Below are 22,488 nucleotides of genomic sequence, written 5' to 3' on the forward strand. Positions count from 1 at the left end.
TATTTCTACTCCTCCCAAGTTGATTTGTTTATATAGGGATTTCAAGTATAGACTTTAACTTATACACACCCAAAATGCCCACAAACATCCCATATTTGTCTATGTATAAGTTAAGTTATACTATCGAAAGCCCTATATATAGTACATGAAAGATTCTATCTTTGTTTCATCATTTTCGTTCTTGTTTCCATCAAAGGTTAAATTAAGGATTGGTTTAGAATTCGCCTTTTCAAATCCTTTGTGCAGTATATTTAATGCTATACCTGTATTTTCATACATAGAAGCTAAGGTTATAATTCCGTCAATTTTATCTAATTCACCTAGCACTTTAGCTTCTCTATATCTTCCGTTTGCCCCGGCATAATATCCAATTGTCTCATCTGCGATATTTGCAAGATTTTCAAGTTCTTTTTCAAAGGGACTTTCATCTACCAAGCATTCAGATATAGAATTTATATAATCCTTAAATTGATCCAGTTTCTGTAGCAATCTGTCTGTTTTTTCATTCTTATTTTGATTTCCAAAGTCCCTCCAAAGTAGCCATAGATATTCACTAAAAGGACTATAGACTACTCTATAATCTTTATCTTCAAGATTACTAAGGATGAAATCATTCATAAAGTCGTTATATAAAACCATAACCTCACCTATGGCTAAAACTCTTTTCTTCTTGTTTATGGTTTTTAATTCTTTGTATACTTCTTTGCCTATTTCTTTTAAGCTATTTATTTCAAAGTTATTATTTCTAATTAAATCAAGTATTGATTCTAGATGTTTTTTCCTATATTTTTTATCTGCAATTCTAATAATATCCCCTGCTAATAATCCTAGGCACATTGATTCCACATACCCATCATCTTTGTATAGAAAGTCTTCTATAAAGGGAGCCACAAAATCTACATTTTTAAATCCTTCTTCATCTAATTTAGTCCTAAGGAAACGATTATATTGTCCCTCTACTTCTGCTCCTTCTGTTCTTGGAATCAAGAAAGCAATATTCTCTTCATCACTGTAAGACTTCTCAAGTTCCTTTAAGACATCCCCCAATAAAGCTGTTAGAGAAAAATATTCTTCAGTTATTGAATGTCTTCTTCCTAACTCGGCAGAAGTTCTATTGGTACCAGGTAAAACCCTAGTATTTATCCCTTGCTTAATGAGTATCTCTTTAATAACTTCTGAATAAGGATATATATTTGGTAAATAAAGCTTAGTATCAGCTTTTAATTCATTTAAGTTATTTTTTATATTTACTTCTTTATGATCAATTCTATCTAAATAAGCTTCCATTTCATCTGCTTTTTCAACCCCTAGACTATTTAAACTATTAACAAATGCTTCAACCCTAGTAATAACTCCAACAGGGGAAGAATGTTCATCAACTTCAATATGCAAATATGGCTTTCCATCCATTTCCTGTCTAATATAATGGGAGGTCACTGAATCGGGTCCACAGCCATGATGGGAAAGATAAATAGCATATAAATTTGGATGCTGCTTGACAAGCTGTATTGGTTCTAATACATGCTGCATAAAAGGCCAATACATATTAGGATATTCCTTAGATATATCTCCCTCTGGCATATTATAAAAGGGTATTACCTGATATCCCATATTCATAAGCTTATCAGGTATTCCCATATTCAATACGGGATCAGCTACTCCATACATTTTGGAAATAAGAACAAATACCTTCTCATCTGGTCTTAATCCTTTGATAACTTTCCTTCCATTTTCTTCAATCCTTTCTTCAAAATCGAGAATAGCCTGCATTCCTTTTTGAAGTGCCTTACCAATTTCTTGTTGGGTCTTACCAAGTTCAACTCCTAAACCCCTAAAGCTTTCCATCATATAATCTTTACCGAAGCTAAAAGCAATAGACGGTGATAATAACTTTATCCCTTTACTTTCTAATTCCATTGCCCTGTTAACCACTTTAAATGCCAACTGCATGTAAGCACATCCATAATTTTGCCTACTCATTGACCCAGGATGATCCACAGTATATAAATCTGGAAAGAATATATAATCCACTTTTTTTTCAACTAAATCTGCAACATGCCCATTGATTAATTTAACAGGGTAACAAGCTTCATCTAAGGAATATTGCTGTCCTAATGAAATAATTTTTTCATTGGTTGGGTCAGATAATAATACATTTAAACCTAATTCTTTGAAAAAAGCATTAAACATTGGAAACATTCCGAACACAAATAAGGATCTTGGTATTCCTACGGTTTTTTTAGTATTATCTATGGTTCCTTCATATTCTTTAAATACTATATCTTCTACCTCTTTACTAAATTTTGTTTTATTATCTATTTCGGATTTAATCTTACTTTGTTTTTCAATAAATTCCTCTTTGGTTTCAATATTGAAACCCTTAAATAGGGTCTTCTTTAAGCCCATTTCTTCTTTTGCTAAAATTGCCGCCCCATAGGCACCGGTTATACTAAAAAATGGGGGAATAAATAGCTTATCTCCAACAAGTGCCCTAAAAGCATTTATAACACCTTGATTATATGCAACTCCCCCTTGGAAAAATATTTTATTTCCTATTTTCTTTTGTCCAACTACCCTATCAAGATAATTCTTAACTATTGAATAACAAAGTCCTGAGGCAATATCATCTATTTTAGCTCCCTTTGCTAAATTTGCTGCTATACTCGTTTCAATAAACACAGTACATCTCTCACCTAATCTAATAGGGTTATCACTATTAAGGGTTATATCCCCAAAATCATTTATTGGTATATTAAACTTTTTAGCCTGTTCCTCAATAAATGATCCAGTTCCGGCTGCACAAATTTTATTCATCTGAAAATCTGTTACAACTCCATCCTTAAGACTTATATATTTAGAATCCTGACCACCGATTTCAAATATCGTATCTACACTACTGTCTATAGTGATCGCTGCCTTAGCCTGAGCAGTAATTTCATCCTTGATAATATCAGCTCCAATAAGCTTAGCAATCATGTATCTACCAGATCCTGTAGTACACGCTCCAACAATATTTACTTTATCTCCAAGCTCTTCGTCTAACTCCTTTAGCCCTAATCTTACTGCTTCAATAGGGTTCCCAAGGGTTTTTAAATATCTATAGGCAATTATTTCATTATCTTTATTCATAAGAACCAAATTAGTGCTTGTGGACCCTATATCAACACCTATATAGCAATCTACTCTTCCTTTATCATTATTTATGGGCTTACAAATATGTTTATTTAAGCTATCATTTTTACCATAGGATATTAGTCTAGGCAAACTTATATCATCTTCATCCTTTTCATCGTAGACTTCTATTTCCTTTAAGCTAATTAGTATTTCACCTAAGTCCATTTTCATATTTTCATTTTTAGCAATTACAGCCGCTCCAGAAGCCGCAACATTCCCAAGATATTTTGATACTATCAGTTCTCCATCATCTAATTTAAGTACATCCTTTAAAGCCGTTATAATCCCTTGATTATGTGTAACACCCCCCACAAATAATACGGGCTTTTTCATGGGCAGTTTTTTCATAACTGTTCCTTTATAATTTCTAATCACAGCATAGGCCAGCCCTAATAAAATATCCGGGGTAGAAACTCCTTCCTGATAATGATGGGTAATATCTGTCTTAGCAAACACGCTACATCTTCCGGCTATTCTGGGTATAGATTTAGCTTTACTAGCATAGATAGAATAATCTTCTAAGCTTAAATTTAATCTGGACATTTGTTCCTCTAAAAATGAACCAGTACCAGCAGAACAATTGGAATTCATAGATATCTTGATTTTTGATTTATCATCTTTCCTAAAGTCAGTTATATATTTTGCACTTTGTCCGCCAATCTCAATAATTGAACCAATACTTCTGTTCTCATTGATGCTTCCCTCCACTATTGCTGTTACCTCATTTACAAAGTTGGCTTTACCAGTTTGAACCATGAATTTGCTGCCACTTCCTGTTACGGCCCCAAATTTTATATCCTTTAAATTATAATTATTAAGTAATTCCTCAATAGTATTTTTTAAAACTTCTTTGATTCTTCCTTTATGCAATATATATTTATTGCATTCAATCTCATTATCACTATTCATCAATGATATTTTAATCGATGAATATCCTATATCCATTCCCAAACTATACAATCTAATACCTCCTGACATCACCTTAAAATTATTCATAATGTGGTTCAAGTTCATATTTGCAAATGATAGCTTTTATCATTTACATTTGAAGATTATTATATTATAATTACCACATAGGTGTTGTATCTATAGATACATTAATTCCATATATTTTTGTACTTTTTATATTTTTCGTTATTTGTATAAACAAAACCAACTTTGAGAACCTTTATAAAAGACTTTGTTCTAATTTGAGGTGCTAAAATGAATAGATACATGAATGTATTATGTGATTGTCCATTATTCAAGGGAAAAGAACGTGATGAAATTAAGGAAATTTTATCCCTAAGCAAATATAAGATAGTTAATTACAAGAAAAATGATTTTATATTTAGGGCTGACCAGCCTCCTAGTTATATAGGAATTATTTTAGAAGGCAGTATAGAAGTACAAAACAATCTTGAATCTGGAAAGTTTTTTAATGTTCTTTATAAGAGAAAGGGAGAAGTCTTCGGAGGAGCATTACTTTTTTCTGATATCCCTATGTATAGGTTTGATATAATTGCAAAAACCCGGTGTGAAATCCTGTTGTTCCATCAGGAATGCGTATTAGACGTGCTATTTAAGGACAGTATTATTGCTTATAATATGTTGCATTTATTTTCCAAAAGTGTGCTACTATTAAATAAAAAAATAGAATTATTTTCCCATTCCTCAATACAACAAAAAATAGCCTACTCTTTGTTATACAATGCTAAGCTTAATGATAACGATACTGTTCATCTAACCTACTCAAAAAGGGATTGGGCTGAACATTTAAACGTATCCCGTTCTTCTCTTTCTAGGGAATTGAAAAAGCTTACTGATGATGGAACTATTGAAATAAATAGTAAGACCATAAGGATTTTAAAAAGGGATGTTTTAGAATCCATATTAGGTAATATATAGCAGCAGCTAAGGCTTATGAAAAAAATGAACAAGTCCGATGTTTATCTTATTATTATGGAAGGGAAGTTGTTTTTGTAAAAAAAGGGCATCTCAATCTAGATTTATTGTCTATTTTGATATAGCCCTTTCTTCATAATCATATTTCAATATACTATTTCCATTGATAGAGTTTAATTTTCTCGCTCATATCAGTATATAATCCATCTATACCATAAAACCTTTTAAGAATTTCATCTCCTTCCTTTTCCACATCTAAATTTTGAAATTCTTGAGGATACAATATCTTTGCAATATAGAATACCTCTGTAACTTCAGTGGCTATATCCCATCCACCTAATTCTCCCTTCAAAGCATAGACGTTACCCTTCGCAACTGCTTTAGTTCCTTTAATGACTTCATCCTCTTTAACATCATCTACAGAACGCCACCCTTCGAAATCCTCCTTAAAAGGTGAATGTAAAAATATAAACTCTGGATCCCAAGCTACTATTTGTTCCTTGGTAACCTCATAAACACCCTTGGGTATCACATCGCCCTCCCCTGCAACATTTTTTCCTCCTGCTAGCTGAAATGCTTCGTAATTGCCGTTTGTTTTAGGAGCATTACCAGCAAAGGGATGGCTCCAGTAAAATAAGCTTTTCCTTTTATCCTCTGGTATTTTATTTGTGATATTGGTTACTAATTCAACTTTATTTTTCGTAAACTCCACTAATTCATTGGCTCTTTCTTCCTTGCCTACAATTTTTCCAAGCATCGTAAACATTTCATAATTAAAACTTCCATAGCTACCTACGCACACCACGGGAATATTAGTTTGCCTTTGAATATCTTCAGCAGAATTTTTTGCAAAACTGTCTATGAATATAACATCTGGTTTCAAGGACATGATCATCTCAATATTAGGCTCCTTAATATCACCTACATTTGATATATCCTTCAATTCCGGTGCAGCTTGTGATACAATTATATAATTTTTTCCAGAAGCTCCCTTTGAATTAAACATCTGGTGGCTCTTATTACTGATACCTACTATAAATTCTTCTGCCTCTAATTCAATTAAAGTACGTACACCATCTACGGTTGTTAAGTCAACTATTTTCTCTACATTGCTCCCTATTTCAACTTCTCTTCCTGCACAATCTACAACCTTGATGGATTCTTCTCCTTTAGGCATGTCTCCACTTGTTTTACTTTCTCCATTACAGCCTCCAAAACTAAAAACAATAAGCCCTATTATTAAAAAGGTAATACAAATTTTAAAATTTTTCATAATATCATCAATTCCTTTCTTTTTTATTTTGAAGGATTATTTTAGAATGATGGATTTCTAAATCACTGAACTCCATTCATTCCAAGACATCCCATGGCTGTACTCCCAGCATCACTTTATAAAACAGTCGTATTATGCATATTTAGCTTTTAAAGGTACAACATATGGCTTCTCTTTTATATCACCTATGCATATTTCAACTCCATAGACGGAAGAAATATTTTCTTCCGTTAGTACCTCCTCCGGCGTGCCGTAGGCAGCTATTTCCCCTTCATTCATAATAATTATTTTGTCGGAATAACGGGCTGCAATATTTAAATCATGAACTATCATTACCGCAGAAATTCCTAATTCATCTACAAGTCTTCTGATTATATCCATAACTTCTAATTGATGTCTTATGTCCAGATTACTTGTTGCTTCATCCAATAAAAGAATATCGGTTTCTTGGGCAATGGCTCTTGCAATTATAACCTTTTGCTGCTGCCCCCCACTTATTTCATTAAAATTTTTCATTGCTAGGTGTTCAATATTTAGTAATTCTAAGGCATTTAGAACTTTTCTTTTGTCATTTTCACTACTCCTCCAAGTAGTATGAGGTCGCCTTCCAAGAAGTACCATATCAAAGACCTTTAAAGTGAAAAGATTTGTGGAAGATTGTGGAACATATCCTAGCTTTTTAGCTATTTCTTCCCTTTTCATATCTCCTATGCTTCTACCATCAATCCTAATATCACCTTTTTGGGGCTTTAAAAGACCATCCATACATTTAATTAATGTAGATTTTCCAGCTCCATTTGGTCCCAAAATACAAACATGTTCCCCTGGCAAAATATTAAGATTTATGCCCTTTAAAATTTTTTCCCTTGCATAACTAAACTCTAACCCATTTATATATACTGTCAATTAAAATTCCTCCTCATCTTAATAATCAAATATATAAATAAGGGAACTCCCATAAAGGATGTCATAACCCCAATAGGTATTACCACCGGCGAGATAATATTCATCGCTAAAGTATCCGATACAGACAATAATAATGCTCCAACAATTCCCGATACCGGCACTATAAATCGATTATCTCCTCCAATAATCATACGTGTAATATGGGGAGCTAAAAGTCCAACAAACCCTATTGTTCCTGTAAAGCAAATGGTTGTAGAAGTTATAAGTGCAGCAACAATCATTAGAATAATTCTAGTCCTTTCAACATCAACTCCTAAACTTTTTGCTGCATCATCTCCAGCCCCTATGGAATTTAAATCCCATGATTTTATGATCAAAAAAGGTACACATACAAGAACTACAGGAAATATGTATTTTAGTGTTCCCCATGTGCCCTTTGAAAGACTACCCACCATCCAGAACACTACCTCAGAGGTTGCCCACGACTCAGCGAAATATTGCATAACAGTAGTTCCTGCCGTAAATAGATGGGAAAGTGCTATCCCTATAAGAATCATTATTTCTGGTGTGGTCCCTTTTTTCTTTGATAATAATAAGATTATAAACGATGTAAGCAGTGAAAAAAGAAATGCATTCGCTACCACATAGTAGGAACCACTCCCAATGCTTTTCCCGAAAATAATTGCAAGGGCTGCTCCAAAGCCTGCCCCCGACGATATTCCCAGTGTAAAAGGACTAGCCATGGGATTTCTTAATACAGGTTGCATAACAGAACCGGCTACTGCCAAGCTAAAGCCCACAAGCAGACCCGTCAGCAATCTAGGAACACGAACAAACCATACTGTTCTTTCTATGGATTCCTTTGGGGCATCAACTAAGTTGGGTAATACTTTATGTGCTATAACTTGATATGAATCCTGCATTGTCATATCTGAAGGCCCTATTGTAACGGCAAATAAACTAAACAGAATAGTCACAGCTACTAGGATAACAATAACCAATAGTTTCTTTGTGTTGTGTTTATTATAGTCAACCAAGACACTTTGGTTATGAAGTTTTTGCTTCGGATTAAGTATTATGTTTCTTTCACTCATATCATATATCCCCTTTGAGGCATATGAAGGAAATAAATAGGTCGGTTTATGAAGAAATTCGGATTATTTTTGAAGCATCGTAAGCAAGCATATTGCACATATGTAAGGGAACGATAACGAAGATAAATAATTCAAATATAAAGAGTTCCTAGTAAATCTTAATTTATACATATCCAAATATCCGATGTTTGTGGGGAGTTTTGATATGTATGAATTAAGGTTTTGACTAGAATCTCTATGGCAAGTAAAACAACCTATTTATTTCTTGAATATGCCTAAGTAAAAGTATAAGTTTAATGTAATCGATATTAATTATCATTATCATTGGAATATTATAGCATAAACCTTTCCACGACATTGTATCTGTAGATACACTTTCTTATATTTTTCTACAGATTTTACACGCAAAAAAACGAAGGTTATTAATTCCTTCGCTTGCTGTTTTAACTTTACCCCAGACACAGTGACTTGCCTGCTATTGAAACCTACGTCATCCATCATTTGCTTCTAGATAATCCCCAAAGGTATCTGTGTAAGTGGATATACAACGGCCCCCCCAAATGCAGTCTCCCCAACAAATCTGCTAATGAATATTGCATCAAAAACTACATTTAGCCCATATAAAACCATCGCGATTACTGCCGGAATCAAGAGCTTTAAAAACACTTTCCACAAATTATCATCTAATATCATTTCTTTTTCTTTATTCATCTTCAATCTTCTCTTTTCATATTCTATTGGTGTCAAAGTGTCAAGAGGCATTTCTCTCAGACTTTTACCTAATCTCGTCCTTAAATTATGGGCTATGTCTACAATATTACCGGATAACCGTCTTGTGTCTCATAAGATTAGACAGTGCTTTAACTATTTCTTCTTCATTTTCAGGCTCTGCATATGCAGCTGCTTCATCAAAAACAATAATAGGTGTATCCCTAAGGATCGCTCTTGCTATTGTAATCCTTTGTTTTTGTCCTCCAAACAGATTTACACCCCTATCACCTGCCATTGTTTCATAACCATTAGGCAAGCTCATAATAAATTCATGAATTTGAGCAGCCTTTGTAGCTTCAATAATTTGAGTTTTTGTGGCATGTGTTTTGCAATACTAATACTTTGACTCCGTGGAATGAACCACCTGAATTTCCCCAATTGATTGATAGTATTTCTTCTCTTCCATATGGTAGTAATTATATAGATTTTATATTAGAAAATAAGATTTTAGGAATTATTGAATATTATGTAATGGAAATGCGTAGCTTTAAAGAAGGTGAAATTAAACTTTTAAAAGTTCCATGATCAGCCATATTGAAGATAGGTATTGGTATTATAGAAGCCACAAGCATTATAAATGCCTAGCCAAAATTTGATATAATGATAACAGTTATCATTATATCAAGGAAATACTAACTTGATTTTATTATAGAAATATATATAATAGATGGGTTTTGTAGAATGTAATTATTCAATTTTCTCAGCTATTCTTTACATACCTAAAATCACAAATCTTATCTCCATTTGCAATTGTCTTCGTTCTAACAAGCTTTAGTCCCTCCATATACTGTGCAGTAACATAGTCTATTTCACAAAATGCAGTACAAATCTCTTCTGCCCCCTGTTCCTTTAACCAGTTATATAAACCACACTGGCAAATATCAAAGGCTAAATATGCATCACATTCACATTTCTTAATTTCCCAACCATTAGGTTCATTGAGTGAATACATGCTTTTTTCCATGATTCTTTTCAAAATATTCATTTTTCCTACCTTTGATATAATAAAGCGGCTTAAAAAAAATCCTTCTATCTCATTACTTTTTACAATTTTTAAAATGTCTGTCAGAATACAAATTGCTTTGTTTTGTTCGAAATTAAAATGCCCTATAAGTGTTCTATAAATAGATAAACCTAGTACACCACTATCAAAATTACTCTTATTTAATGACTGTGTATATTTTATTCCATGGGGCTCAATATTTTTATACTGAACTAGGGTTTCACTTATAAATACTTCTCTTTTTTCTTTTCCAACATGCTCTTCAATAATTTTTTTTGCACCTCTAAGATGCTTTTCTGCTTTTTTTATGTTCATATAATATACAATCCCTCCTTATTTTAATAACAATTCATAAATACAATTATTTTACTATATTTACTTTATTAAATGTGACTCCCACCATATCTCCCCTTTTATATATTGTATGGGCATTGGTTTGGGCAATTAATTTTTTACTATCAATTAGAATATTATATTCAATAATATTTCCTCTAAAATTCACACCTTTGACTATTCCCTTTAATATACCAAATTCCTTGCTTAAAGCTATATTTTCCGGTCTAATAGATAGTAATATCCTTTGACCTATATTCATATCTATGTCTATATCTCTTGCAATATCTTTACCTAAAAAAACGATCTTTTTTTTATCTTTATCTACTTCTACAATTCCAGTAACGATATTGGTTTTACCCACAAAGTTAGCTACAAACTCGGTTTTAGGATTCTCATATATTTCCTTTGGGGTTCCTAACTGAATAAGCTGCCCATCTCTCATTACAGCTATTCTATCGGCCATTCCCATGGCTTCCCTTTGGTCATGGGTAACATGTATGATCGTTATTCCTGTATCCCTTTGAAGTTCCTTGATTTCATCTTGTATTTTCTCCCTCAATTTAGCATCTAGGCTGGATAGGGGTTCATCTAGCAATAGCACCTTGGGTTTCATTACCAATGCCCTTGCTAAAGCCACTCTTTGCTGCTCCCCACCACTTAACTCGTGGGGATAACTATTTTCTTTTCCCTCTAACCTTATTTTTTCAAGCATCCCAGCTACTTCTATTTTTATATCCTTCTTCCTAAGTTTTCTAATTTTGAGGGGATAAGCAATATTATCATAGACAGTTTTATGGGGCCATAGGGCATAATTTTGAAAAACCATACCCACTTGTCTTTCTTCTGGTAACATAAACTGTCTTTTTTGTTTTGAAAATACTAAATCATTATCAATTTTTATATCTCCAAGCTCAGGCTTTACGAGTCCTGCAACACATGAAAGCAAAGTACTTTTACCACACCCGCTAGGTCCAACGATTGCTAATATTTCGCCCCTATTGACTCCCAAATCTAGGTTTTTTACAGCTACTTTCTGACCATATTTTTTTGTTAGTCCCTCAATCTGTACTTGTATTATTTAGTCCACCTTCCCTCTTAAAGCCTCTAATCTTTCTTACTATCATATTACCTATCCCCGTTAAAGCGATAATAACAACCGCAAGGGTAGAAGTCATTTCTAATCCATATGTATTTGATTGAATACCAAACAACATTACTCCTATTGTCTCTTTACCTGATGAATACAATAAAAGGGATATGGGAATTTCCCTTAACGCAATTAAGAATCCTAATATCCATCCAGTCCTAATACCAGGTATAGTAAGGGGTAAAGTAACATCCATAAATCCTTTAATTCTTGTAGCCCCCGATACCCTGGCAGCCTTTTCCAGAGATATATCTTGATTTTGCATCAACCCACTGATATTCTTAACCGATATAGGAATAAATAGGGAAATATATGTTACTATTATAATCCATTCACTTCCATATAATCGTAGGGGTGGATTCATCCATGCTAAAGCGGCGGCCACGGCTAATACAATATTAGGAATAGCCATTGGTAGTGAAGCTATAAGCTCTACTACTTTTTTCCCTTTAAAATTTGTTTTATTAGATACATAGGAAACCCCTACTCCAATGCAAGCAGCAATGGTAGCAGCAGTCACTCCATAAAATATGCTGTTTCCAAAGGCCTTTATGATTAATTCATGTTTAAAAAGTAAAAGGTAATTGTTTAATGTAAAATTCTTAGCTTCTAAGCTCAATCCCCATCTTTTTAAGAATGATGCTATGAAAATAGCGATCAAAGGTATAATAGTTGTTATCATATGAAATATAAATACAGCTATTGTTATAACTTTTTTATATTTACCTAATTCCATAAGTCGGGGTTTTTTACTGTTTCCAGTAATTATTGTGAAGCTTCTCCTTTTTAATGAAAGACTGTTAGCTAAAAAAACCATACCGGATATAATAACTAAGAAAATAGATATTGCAGTCACCAACTCAAAATCTAAATTCGTCAAAGAACTATATATCCTTGTGGTCAAAACTTCTTCTCCAACGGGTAACGCTAGAGCTGCCGGCACTCCAAAATTTGCAATGCTCCTACTAAATATCAATAGCCCTATAGAAGCAAAGCTAGGTATAACTAGTGGCAAAGTAATTGTCATGGCTGCCCTCAGTCTACTTGCACCGCTAATAACAGCTGCTTCCTCAAGAGAGGGGTCTGTTTTTTCTAGTGCATTTTTAATTGCCATAAATACTAAGGGATATAAATGAATCGAAAGCACTATTATTACCGCCTCCAATGAATAGGGTAATAATTTGTAATTGGAAAATCCAAATAGTTTATAAAGGAAGCGACTTAGGTATCCATTTCTTCCAAAAAACTCTATCCATGCAATGGCAATTATATATGATGGAATAATGAAATTTAGAAATACTAATGCTTTAGTAAGTCTTTTATACACATAATCTGTTCTAACTACAATCCATGCTAAAGCTCCACCTATAATACTTGTTAGTATAGTCACTCCTGCCGATACATATAATGTGTTCCTCAACGCAATATGGTTGTAAGGATCTTTAATGATTCTCTTATATCCTTCTAAGGAAATTGCTCCACCCTTTAAAGACAATCCAAAGCTTTTCAAGATAAGAACAATAAAGGGATACAACACAAGAATTCCAATTAATCCGCCTAACGATAAAAGGATTACGATCTCAGATAAAGACCGTAACCTTTTAGTATAATTTTTAAGACACTTATTTCCCTTGAGCAACGTTTTTGAATCCATCTCTTATTTCCTCTTCATGGTCACTAGCAAATTGCCAGTCGACAGCCAATATCTTTAATTCTTTAGGAATACCATTAGGCAATTCGATATCCTGTCTTACACTTACAAATCCAAATTGCGTTGTAATACTCTGAGCTTTTTTAGATAATATGAAATCTACAAATTCCTTAGCAAGCTTATCATTAACTTCTGGCCTAGCTTTATTTTCTACAATGGCTATTGGTCTTTGAATAGCTAAAGCACCCTCCTTAGGCCAAGTAATGTCTATGGGCATCTCATAGCCTTCTTTTTTTGCCTTTTTCTTTAATCTTAAAACTCCATCATGGGGTGCTATTCCCCCATCAAATTCTCCTTCAGCTATTTTTGATGATACTTCTCCATTTTTCTTTGTTAAAAATAATTTATTATCAAAAAGAGCTTTTAAATAATCAAAATTACTTCCACTCATTTGATATAATGCAGAATTTAAAGCTAATGCCGTTGAAGATTGGGTAGCATCTGCCATTATAACCGATGAATTCCAAGCTTTATTCTTTAAATCCTCAAAGGATTTAGGAGCTTCGTTTACATTATTCTTATTGTAAATAATAACTCCATATCGTTCACTTGCTAAGGTATAATATCCATCTCCAATTTGATATTCTGCCTTAATACCATCGTACTCCTTAGGTACATATTTATGAAGATAACCTTCTTCAGCTAAAGCAATGTACATAAGAGGATCCGATCCCCATACTACATCCGCTTGAATTTCCCCTGCTTCTTTTTCAGTCCAAACCTTTTGTCTCAAAGGTCCACATCCCATATGTAAAAAATCTGAAACATCTCCTCTTTCTGCTTCAAATTCTTCTTCAAGCTTTTTAACCATTTTCTCAGGGCCAGATATGTAAACTACGATTTTCCCCTCTTCTCCAAAATATTTTTCCTCTATAGAACTTTGAGCCTCATTACTTTCTTCATTAGTCTTAACTTCATTTGTTTGGTCACTTTTCCCAGCCTCTTCTGCTGGCTGATTAGAACCACAAGCCGATAACATTAATCCAGCTAATAGAATTAATACTATAAAAATGCAACTCTTCTTTCTTAAAAACTTATACATCCTAAAATCCCCCTTAAATGCTTTTTTAATGTATAATCATTATCATTTAATTTGAAAAATAAATGATAACCATTTTTTTGTGACATTGGTTATCATTACATAAACATTATATAGAATAGGAAATAAATTGTCAATCATGTATAAAATTGACTGATTAAAGGATTTATACTTCTAATATTTTTCTTTGAAAATTTCTATCAAATTCATTGTTAATTCCCTACATATATTATTACCCCAAAAAACCCCATCCTCGTTGAGTACAAACCCATTTTCATTAAGGTTAACTAAATTTTCTGCCCGTAATCCACCAATGAAATCAGAACACTTATCTTGAAAATTAAAATTTGTTGCATCTTGAATCTCTTTAAAATCAATTTTCCCAAATTGCATTTCTCCAATTATTCTATCAATTTTCTCATATTCATCTGTTACTATTTTTCCCATAAACGAAATAGGGGCACTATTTCTATCGATCATATGTTTAGTTGTCATATTGAAATACTTATAGTTCCCTAATTTGCCTCCAGCACCTATACCTAATGCTAAGCAGTCTCCTCCACGATTATTTATTTTAATATACCTATATTCATCTCTATTTTCTTTAACCATCTTAGTAAGTTCCAACACCTTAAACTTATCCTTCATCAATTCCCCATAAATGGTCCCGAACAATTCTCTTTCCATTGAAATGTCTGGTATATTTGGAATAATACCTTCTTTTATTTGACTCTGAAGTAAAGATTTTTCATGTAAAATTAAGGAATACATACTTATACCGGCTATATCAAGACTTTTTATGATATCCAAATCATAATTCAGTTCATCCATACTTTGTTCAGGATAATTATATATTAAATCAATATTTGTATTTTCAAATCCCATATCCATAATTTCCTCTATCTTTTTTACTGCCCTTTGTCCATCTCCTATTCTATTAAAAATCCCTCGTGTATTATCCACAAAGGATTGTATTCCTATGCTGAACCGATTCACTCCATTTTCTTTCATCACATATAACTTATCTTCTGTAAGCTCACTAATAGATGTTTCCATACTGATCTCAGCTTGTTTACTAATTGGAAGATATTCATGTATTGTCTTTAAGATTTCATCTATTTGTCTATGGGATAGAATAGTAGGGGTCCCTCCCCCAAAGTAAACGGAATCAAAGTCTTTACCCTGAATATAGGGATATTTACTAATAGCCTTTATTGATTCAATAATAAGCTTGTGATAATCCTTTATTGATTCATCTACATATCCCGTATTCATATTACAAAAGCTACATATCTTTCTGCAATATGGAACATGAATATAGATACTACGAGGTCTATTTGGCTTTTCAGTCAACAGCTTTGTAACATACTTCTTTTTATCTTCATTACTTATAAATATGTACTCAAGTGATTTAGTTACCTCATGATGACTCTTTAATCTTTTTGTATAATCCATTTTCTCTCCTCTTATGATTTTTTAAATTTGTAAGGTTCTTTTTATGTTTAATTGAGCAAAGATGCCTATTAGTAATAAAAGTTTAGACGATAATATATATCAACAGAAATTAATAATCCTTTTCATTGCTATTGTATATTTATTGTTTTTTATTGTCAATAATTTAATATTTTAACTATTCATTTTATAAACAATAAAAAGGATGATTCCTGATTTACAGGGGAATCATCCTTTAGATATACCTATATGTAAGGGTACTAAGTTGACATTATGGAACCCATCTACTTAAGATTCTATTATGGTTTTCTCTTTTCTTATTTTACGTTTTTCAATATAGTTTTCTATTAAACTATATATTACAGGAATTATTACCATTGTAAGGAACGTAGATACAATAAGTCCTGCCATAAGTGAAACAGCCATAGGTGAGAACAATTCACTACCAGAAAATGCAAGGGGTACGAGACCCATTACAGTTGTAGCTGCACTTAATATAATAGCATTGAACCTTTTCTCTACTGCATCAGTACACGCCTCATCTATAGTATACCCTCGTTTCCTTGCATCATTAATATACTCGATAAGTAATATACCATTTTTAACAACCAAGCCTATTAAGGCAACAACTCCTAAAAATGCCATAAATGATAATGGCTTATTCAATATAAACAATCCAACAACTGAACCTATTATTGATAAAGGTATTGTCATAAGAATAACCATCGGCTGAATAAATGAATTAAATTGAATTACAAGGATTATATATATAATAAATATAGCTATAATCGCAAGTATTGCTACAATTGTAAAATATTCTTTGATCATTTCTCTTTCGCCATCAAAGCTTATTTTAGCACCGAACGTATCCATATTAGGTAAAATTTCACTTTCTATTTTATCTTCAATAACCGATGAATCATATCCTTCCAGTACTCCCCCCTGAACAGAAACTGTTTTTTTACATTTATATCTTGTCACACAATCCTTTTTAGGACCAAAGCCTATATCTGCAATCTGTTTAAGGCATACCTTTTCACCTGTTATTGAGGACTTAATCTCTAGGTTTTCAAGATCTTTAATACTCTTCATATCACTTTTAACCTTGATATCATATTCTTTACCATCTTTTCTATAAACCGTAGCTACAGCTCCATATAGACCTATATTAATCTGCCTTTGAATATCATATTTGGAAACCCCAACACTACTTGCTTTATCTTCGTCAACATGTACTTCAAACTGGAATGTATCATCTGACATATCCATTGTTATATTATTGGTACCTTCAATTTCCTTAACCTTTGGTTCCAATAAAGCGGCCATTTCCTCCAATCTATGTAAATCCTCTCCCCCTATCTTCACACATATCTTAGGAAGTGGTTTAGCATATTCAAGCAGTTTTACTTGGCAATCTCCATCGGGAATGCTTTGATTTAATAACTCCTGTATATGATCTGCAAACTGTTTTCTATTTTCAAACTTCCTTTGTTTATCTTCCCCTAGATTAAATTTGCATACCATTTGAGCATAATCCTTTGAAGGCATTGCAGGAAGCATTGTTATGTAAAATTTAGGCATTCCATCTCCAATGGCCACGGTAGTACTGGTTATTTCAGACTGTTTTGACATAAGCTTAGCTACTTCATCGGTTAACTTCTCAGTAGCATCAATATCTCCTGATTTCTCAGAATACATATCTATATATATCAAATCCTTATCAACATAAGGGAAAAATTGTGAACTAAGGGACGGCAAGATAAATTTCACAACCAATACAAGCACAATAAATACTGAGACTATAGTTAGTATTTTTGCTTTTAATGCTATACCCAATGTTTTTCTAAAAAAGCCCCTAACAACGCTTTCTTTCTTATTTTCTTGTTTTTCAACTTTAAAAAATATGGAGGCCATAGGAGGCATAACAAACATAGCCGCAAGATATGAAGCTACGACTGAAATTATTAGAACCAAAGGAACTGCCTTAACAAATTCACCTACAACACCATGAATACCTAATAGTGGAGAAAAAGCTGCAATTGTAGTAAGGGTAGCTGTAAAAATCGGTATGGCCGATGCCTTAGTCCCAGTACGTACTGCTGATATCCTATCTTCTCCATCATTCATCCTTACTTGAATCATATCACTAACAACTATAGCATTATCAACCAAAATCCCTAGGGCTATAATAAGAGCAGTTAATGATATCTGATGAATTTTAATCCCTGTAAAATACATTACTGTAAATGTAATTAATATTGAGAATGGTACGGCGGTAGAAACCACAACGGCATTTCTAAGCCCCATTCCTAAGCACACAACGATAATTACAAATACTATACCGGTTAAAAGGTTTTTCATAAATTCATTTGTAGAGTCACTTACATCCTGGGGTTGATAAACAACCTCCTGTATTATAAGATCCTCAGGAAGCTGAGCCTTTAATTCATCAATAGCATTTCTTACATCTTTTCCTATGATAACGACATTTTTGCTTTCCTCAAAATATCCAGTAAGAAGAACAGCATTTTCTCCATCCTGCTTGAATTTCTCAACACCATCTTCAACTACCATATTTATTTCTGCAATATCCCCAAGCCTTGTAACAACTCCTGTTTCCCTGGAAACAGCAACAATTATGTTTCTGATATCCTTTAAGGATGAATAGTTTCCAAAGGTTTTAACTTTGATTTTCTGTTGCCCACACTCTATATCTCCCGATGGTATTTCTATATTTTGAGCCATGAGCAAGGTATATATATCTTCCAGAGATATACCCAATTGATTAAGCCTTGCAACATCTATTTTTACTTCTACTTCCTTTTCTAAATCTCCATTTATACAAAACCTTGATACACCTTCAATATCTATTAGCTTTTCCTTGAACTGCTCTCCAAAGGATGCAAGCTGTTCATAGCTATAATGTTCACCGGATAGGCTTATAATAATACCCGCCGTTTCAGCGAGGTCTGTATTAATTGTACTTTGAAAGCATCCTGTGGGAAGCTCACTTCTTATATCCGCTATTGCATTTCTTACATTCTGCATAGATTGGTCGGTATCAACATTACTATGGAATATAACACCCACAATCGAAACACTGTCCTTTGATACCGTCATACTGTAATCATATCCATCCAATTCCGATAATTCATCTTCTATTTTTTTAGTAACAAGCTGGTCAACATCTTCTGCGGATGCTCCTGGATAAGGTGTTATTACCATGGCAATAGGTGCTGAAACATCTGGACTTTCTTGTCTTGGAAGGTGATAGTAGCACACAACACCCGCAATAGCAATTATTATTGTTAGAAAAATTATTATTTTTTTGCGGTCTATCATACTACTTATGAGATTGCTCATTATGCTCCCTCCTCACCTATAACTTTTACCTTTATACCATCACTTAGATTTTTCATTCCACTTATTACAATAGCATCATCATTTTTAATTCCACTGACCCTTACACGATCTCCGTAGGTCCTTCCAGTCTCTACTATCGTCTTAAATGCTCTACCATCTCTTACAACATATACATAATTCTGTCCACTGGATAACAAGCATGTAACAGGTATCCAAACAGCCTTTTCTGTTCCCAAATCAAAATCGACCTTAGCAATAGACCCTAATTTAAAAACATTTTCTTTTATTGTTATTTCTGCATTATATGTTCTTGTTTCAACATCGGGAGCTTCAGCTATGTTTGTCACTGTTCCCTCTGCCTTTTGTCCATCTACTTCAACGTATGCCTCCATACCAATATTAATTTTACTTAAATCTTTTTGTGCAATTCCTACATTTATAACTCTTTGAACGCTTCTTATAACCACAACGGGATATCCCTGGGGAACCAGTTCACTTTCCTCGAAGGGAACTTTTAATACGCTTCCATCTTGATCCGCATAAAGGGTTGCATCATCTAATAAACTTTTTTTATAATCATAGTCTGTCTTAGCCGTACTAAATTGTGCCTGAGCCTGGCTATAGGTATGTTCGCTGGTTGAAACTTGAAGTTTAGCTTTGTCATATGAATCCTCGGTTACGCTTCCTTTTTTGTATAATTTTTCAACCCTTGCAAGTAGGCTTTGCGCATATTGATATGCATCATTGGCCTTCTTTACATTTAAATTAGCTGTTTCTAAAGTAGACTTTGCAGCGTCAAACTGAAATTGAAGATCTTGTATATCAAGCTGAGCTAGCTTATCTCCTTTTTTTACTTCATCTCCTTCATTCACAAAAACCCTTCCTAATTTTCCCGGCGTTTTAAAGCCACATTTTACTATATCCTGTGAATCAACTGTACCTAAATAAGAAAGTAAAACGGGCATTTCGGATTCCTTTACCTCTTCAATTTTAACCGCTCTTACTTTTTCTTCTATAGATGTTTCTTCCGTTTTAGAACACCCAGTTACAATAAGAACTAGAACCATCATTATTTGTATTCCAAACAAAATTCTCCTATTCATAATAGAACCTCCTCTGCACTGAATAAATTCATAAAGTTCATCAGTTTTTGTCATACACTCTTTCATTTACCCGTTAATTGCACTTCATTTTCAAACTATGTTTATCCCCTTCTAAGTACGCCTCCTTTCAAAATAAATATAAAAGAACAGAGATTCGCTTTTAAATAACAAAATAAGCGAACGTCAATTCATTATTGCTTAAAAAAATAAATCAGATACTATTAAGACGTTCAGCAAAATCACTCATCAAAAAGCTATTATACTGAAGAAAATTAGTTTTTACATCTTCATCCTTACTGTTTCTCAAGATACTTATGGTTCCTTGAACAACAGCCACTGCCAAAGCATAGGAAAATTCATACTTATTGATAAAACTACCTGTATTAAATTTACTAACCAGCTTATGTATATTATCTGCCAGCATATCAATGAAGCCTTCTATTATATTTCCCATTTTAGTACCCCTACACCCATCAATCACTACAAAAAAAATGGATTTATTGGCAATGTACAAATCTAAAAAACGATTTAAAGTATCATAAATATAATTCTTGTAATCAATGTTTTCTAAAACATTTTCCGTATTTATCATTTGTACCAATTCTCCAAAAACCGGCTTCACAACTTCTTTTAGTAAAGATTCTTTGTTTTCAAAGTATCTATATAGATTTCCTACAGCCACATTGGCTCCCTTTGCAATATTTTTTATAGATGCCTTATCATATCCTTTTTCACTAAATTCTTTTATTGCTGATTCAATAATTCTTTTTCTGATTTCTTCTTTTAAAAACTGAGCCACTACATAACCCCTCCAATATTTAATTTTAATGGAAATTTTAACCTTTGTCAAGTGAACATTTAATCTAATTATAGCAAACTAATAGAGATTTCGCAGGGACGGAGTTATTAACATTGTTATGTTTTAAAGCCATGTTGTCAACAACTCTGTACCCTTGACATACTCTAAATAGTTTTCTACAACTGATACTTTTATTTCAAACAATACCTTAGGTTTTCTTCCCATGATAAAACTACCCTTATAATATACAGTTATATTATTTTAACTGTATATTATAAGGGGAGCATATCAAAATCCTATGATATAAGTAATTTACACGAACATAATTATTAATTTCAAGTATTTTTAAAGACGGTTACATACAATAACCGTCTTTAAATAAATCCTATTGCTTTATCAGTTTATTATAGACCTCTTTTATTTTTCTCATTACTTGTTCTTCTCTAAAATATACATTGGGGATTTTTAAATCTTCCTCAAAAGGTGAAAACCTTCCTGTAAATACTGACAATTCTGCTAATAACTTATACTCCTCTTCATTTAAAGTATTATAGTCTAATTCAATATCAAATGTTTGTGTATATTCATCACAAAATATTTCCATTTCATAATTTCCATTAATATATTCTCGTAGTAAATAATATATGTTTTCCTTCGGACTCATTAACTCCACTCTTTCTATTTAGGTATTTTAGGTAAATTCCCTATTGCTTTTCTTGTATACTCAAAATGATAAATTGTGTTTGTTGCTTTGTCATATAATACTTCTAAATTATACATTTTACCATTTTTATACATTGTTGTGTAGTGCATTAAGGCATTAGAACCTCTTGGGTCTACAACTCCTTTTGGGTATGTCGCAGGGACGGAGTTGTTGACACTATTATGCTTTTAGAATACTACCTCTATTAATACCTGTAAGTCTAGCCATTTGTCTAATTGATAACTTGTATTTTTCTTTTAGTTTTCTCAAATATATATTTCTTGTACATCTATCAAAGTTTTGTAAATCTGATGTATGGTTTATCTTACATACTTTTTTTATTATTGTTCTTGCTTCTTCGTCGGTTATGCGGTGTTTTTTCTCTACATCTAAACAAGCATCATCATTGACCTCATTATTATATTGAATAAATCCTTCTACTGCCTTTTTTGTATCATTATTGAATATATTAAGTGTAAAGCCTATATCAATTAGCTCTGATTTATTTACATATTCATGATAACTACTCCATTTGTATTCTTCTATATTAGTTACTAATCCAGCTTTAATAGGGTTTTGATGAATATACCGCTGGACAGTTAGGAGATATTTATCATCTTCTACGGGCTCACTTTTAAATCGATCTTGAAATAAGTTTCCTATTCTGTCGTATTTACTGTTGTACCAATAAACATAACTTCCACATATCCTACGCATTACTTGTTCTAAT

17 protein-coding genes and 1 pseudogene are annotated in these 22,488 nt (G+C 32.8%); 2 read left to right on the top strand and 16 right to left on the bottom strand.

Going from position 1 to position 22,488, the window contains the following annotated elements; genetic code table 11:
- Positions 1 to 132: 132 nt before the first annotated feature.
- Complete coding sequence (locus N4A68_00070) at positions 133 to 4,134, bottom strand: acyl-CoA dehydratase activase (GenBank protein ID MCT4562714.1); 4,002 nt, start codon at positions 4,132 to 4,134, stop codon at positions 133 to 135.
- A 243-nt stretch (positions 4,135 to 4,377) separates the two neighbouring features.
- On the opposite strand from N4A68_00070, the gene N4A68_00075 reads away from it, so the two are divergent.
- On the top strand, positions 4,378 to 5,061 hold the full coding sequence (locus tag N4A68_00075; GenBank protein ID MCT4562715.1) for a Crp/Fnr family transcriptional regulator: 684 nt from the start codon (positions 4,378 to 4,380) through the stop codon (positions 5,059 to 5,061).
- A gap of 151 nt (positions 5,062 to 5,212) precedes the next feature.
- Here N4A68_00075 and N4A68_00080 read toward each other — a convergent pair whose 3' ends face one another.
- The 5 genes and pseudogenes from N4A68_00080 to N4A68_00100 form a co-directional block, all read right to left on the bottom strand.
- On the bottom strand, positions 5,213 to 6,331 hold the full coding sequence (locus N4A68_00080; GenBank protein MCT4562716.1) for an ABC transporter substrate-binding protein: 1,119 nt from the start codon (positions 6,329 to 6,331) through the stop codon (positions 5,213 to 5,215).
- Between the two features lie 132 nt (positions 6,332 to 6,463).
- On the bottom strand, positions 6,464 to 7,237 hold the full coding sequence (locus tag N4A68_00085; GenBank protein ID MCT4562717.1) for an ABC transporter ATP-binding protein: 774 nt from the start codon (positions 7,235 to 7,237) through the stop codon (positions 6,464 to 6,466).
- Positions 7,234 to 8,331 carry an iron ABC transporter permease gene (locus N4A68_00090; GenBank protein ID MCT4562718.1) on the bottom strand — a complete coding sequence of 366 codons (1,098 nt, stop codon included), beginning with the start codon at positions 8,329 to 8,331 and terminating at the stop codon, positions 7,234 to 7,236. Before N4A68_00090 ends, N4A68_00085 begins: the two co-directional genes overlap by 4 nt.
- Before the next feature lie 507 nt (positions 8,332 to 8,838).
- Positions 8,839 to 9,042, bottom strand: coding sequence for a hypothetical protein (locus N4A68_00095; protein MCT4562719.1), 204 nt, complete (start codon positions 9,040 to 9,042; stop codon positions 8,839 to 8,841).
- Between the two features lie 112 nt (positions 9,043 to 9,154).
- Positions 9,155 to 9,409, bottom strand: a pseudogene (locus N4A68_00100) (ATP-binding cassette domain-containing protein).
- A 14-nt stretch (positions 9,410 to 9,423) separates the two neighbouring features.
- Here N4A68_00100 and N4A68_00105 point away from each other — a divergent pair.
- Positions 9,424 to 9,627 (top strand): hypothetical protein, encoded by a 204-nt coding sequence (locus N4A68_00105; GenBank protein MCT4562720.1) that lies wholly within the window; start codon positions 9,424 to 9,426, stop codon positions 9,625 to 9,627.
- 175 nt (positions 9,628 to 9,802) lie between these two features.
- Here the strand turns inward: N4A68_00105 and N4A68_00110 are convergent, their stop codons facing one another.
- From N4A68_00110 to N4A68_00155, 10 genes are all read right to left on the bottom strand, one after another.
- On the bottom strand, positions 9,803 to 10,420 hold the full coding sequence (locus N4A68_00110; GenBank protein MCT4562721.1) for an L-2-amino-thiazoline-4-carboxylic acid hydrolase: 618 nt from the start codon (positions 10,418 to 10,420) through the stop codon (positions 9,803 to 9,805).
- A 46-nt stretch (positions 10,421 to 10,466) separates the two neighbouring features.
- On the bottom strand, positions 10,467 to 11,504 hold the full coding sequence (locus N4A68_00115) for an ABC transporter ATP-binding protein (protein MCT4562722.1): 1,038 nt from the start codon (positions 11,502 to 11,504) through the stop codon (positions 10,467 to 10,469).
- A complete protein-coding gene (locus N4A68_00120) occupies positions 11,500 to 13,242 on the bottom strand; it encodes an iron ABC transporter permease (protein ID MCT4562723.1) in 1,743 nt (580 codons plus the stop codon). Before N4A68_00120 ends, N4A68_00115 begins: the two co-directional genes overlap by 5 nt.
- Entirely contained in the window at positions 13,211 to 14,341 is a 1,131-nt protein-coding gene (locus N4A68_00125; GenBank protein ID MCT4562724.1) for an extracellular solute-binding protein, read from the bottom strand. The genes N4A68_00120 and N4A68_00125 overlap by 32 nt, the downstream gene beginning before the upstream one ends.
- Positions 14,342 to 14,512: 171 nt before the next feature.
- Positions 14,513 to 15,793 (bottom strand): coproporphyrinogen III oxidase family protein, encoded by a 1,281-nt coding sequence (locus tag N4A68_00130; protein ID MCT4562725.1) that lies wholly within the window; start codon positions 15,791 to 15,793, stop codon positions 14,513 to 14,515.
- A 285-nt stretch (positions 15,794 to 16,078) separates the two neighbouring features.
- Entirely contained in the window at positions 16,079 to 19,153 is a 3,075-nt protein-coding gene (locus N4A68_00135) for an efflux RND transporter permease subunit (GenBank protein ID MCT4562726.1), read from the bottom strand.
- Positions 19,153 to 20,256: an efflux RND transporter periplasmic adaptor subunit gene (locus tag N4A68_00140; GenBank protein ID MCT4562727.1), complete on the bottom strand. Its 1,104-nt coding sequence runs from the start codon at positions 20,254 to 20,256 to the stop codon at positions 19,153 to 19,155. Before N4A68_00140 ends, N4A68_00135 begins: the two co-directional genes overlap by 1 nt.
- A 211-nt stretch (positions 20,257 to 20,467) precedes the next feature.
- Complete coding sequence (locus N4A68_00145; GenBank protein MCT4562728.1) at positions 20,468 to 21,055, bottom strand: TetR/AcrR family transcriptional regulator; 588 nt, start codon at positions 21,053 to 21,055, stop codon at positions 20,468 to 20,470.
- A gap of 385 nt (positions 21,056 to 21,440) precedes the next feature.
- Positions 21,441 to 21,719 carry a hypothetical protein gene (locus N4A68_00150; GenBank protein ID MCT4562729.1) on the bottom strand — a complete coding sequence of 93 codons (279 nt, stop codon included), beginning with the start codon at positions 21,717 to 21,719 and terminating at the stop codon, positions 21,441 to 21,443.
- A gap of 219 nt (positions 21,720 to 21,938) precedes the next feature.
- A partial coding sequence (locus N4A68_00155) for a transposase (GenBank protein ID MCT4562730.1) occupies positions 21,939 to 22,488 on the bottom strand: 550 nt, incomplete at its 5' end.

This window comes from Maledivibacter sp. (assembly GCA_025210375.1).
GTDB lineage: Bacteria > Bacillota > Clostridia > Peptostreptococcales > Caminicellaceae > JAOASB01.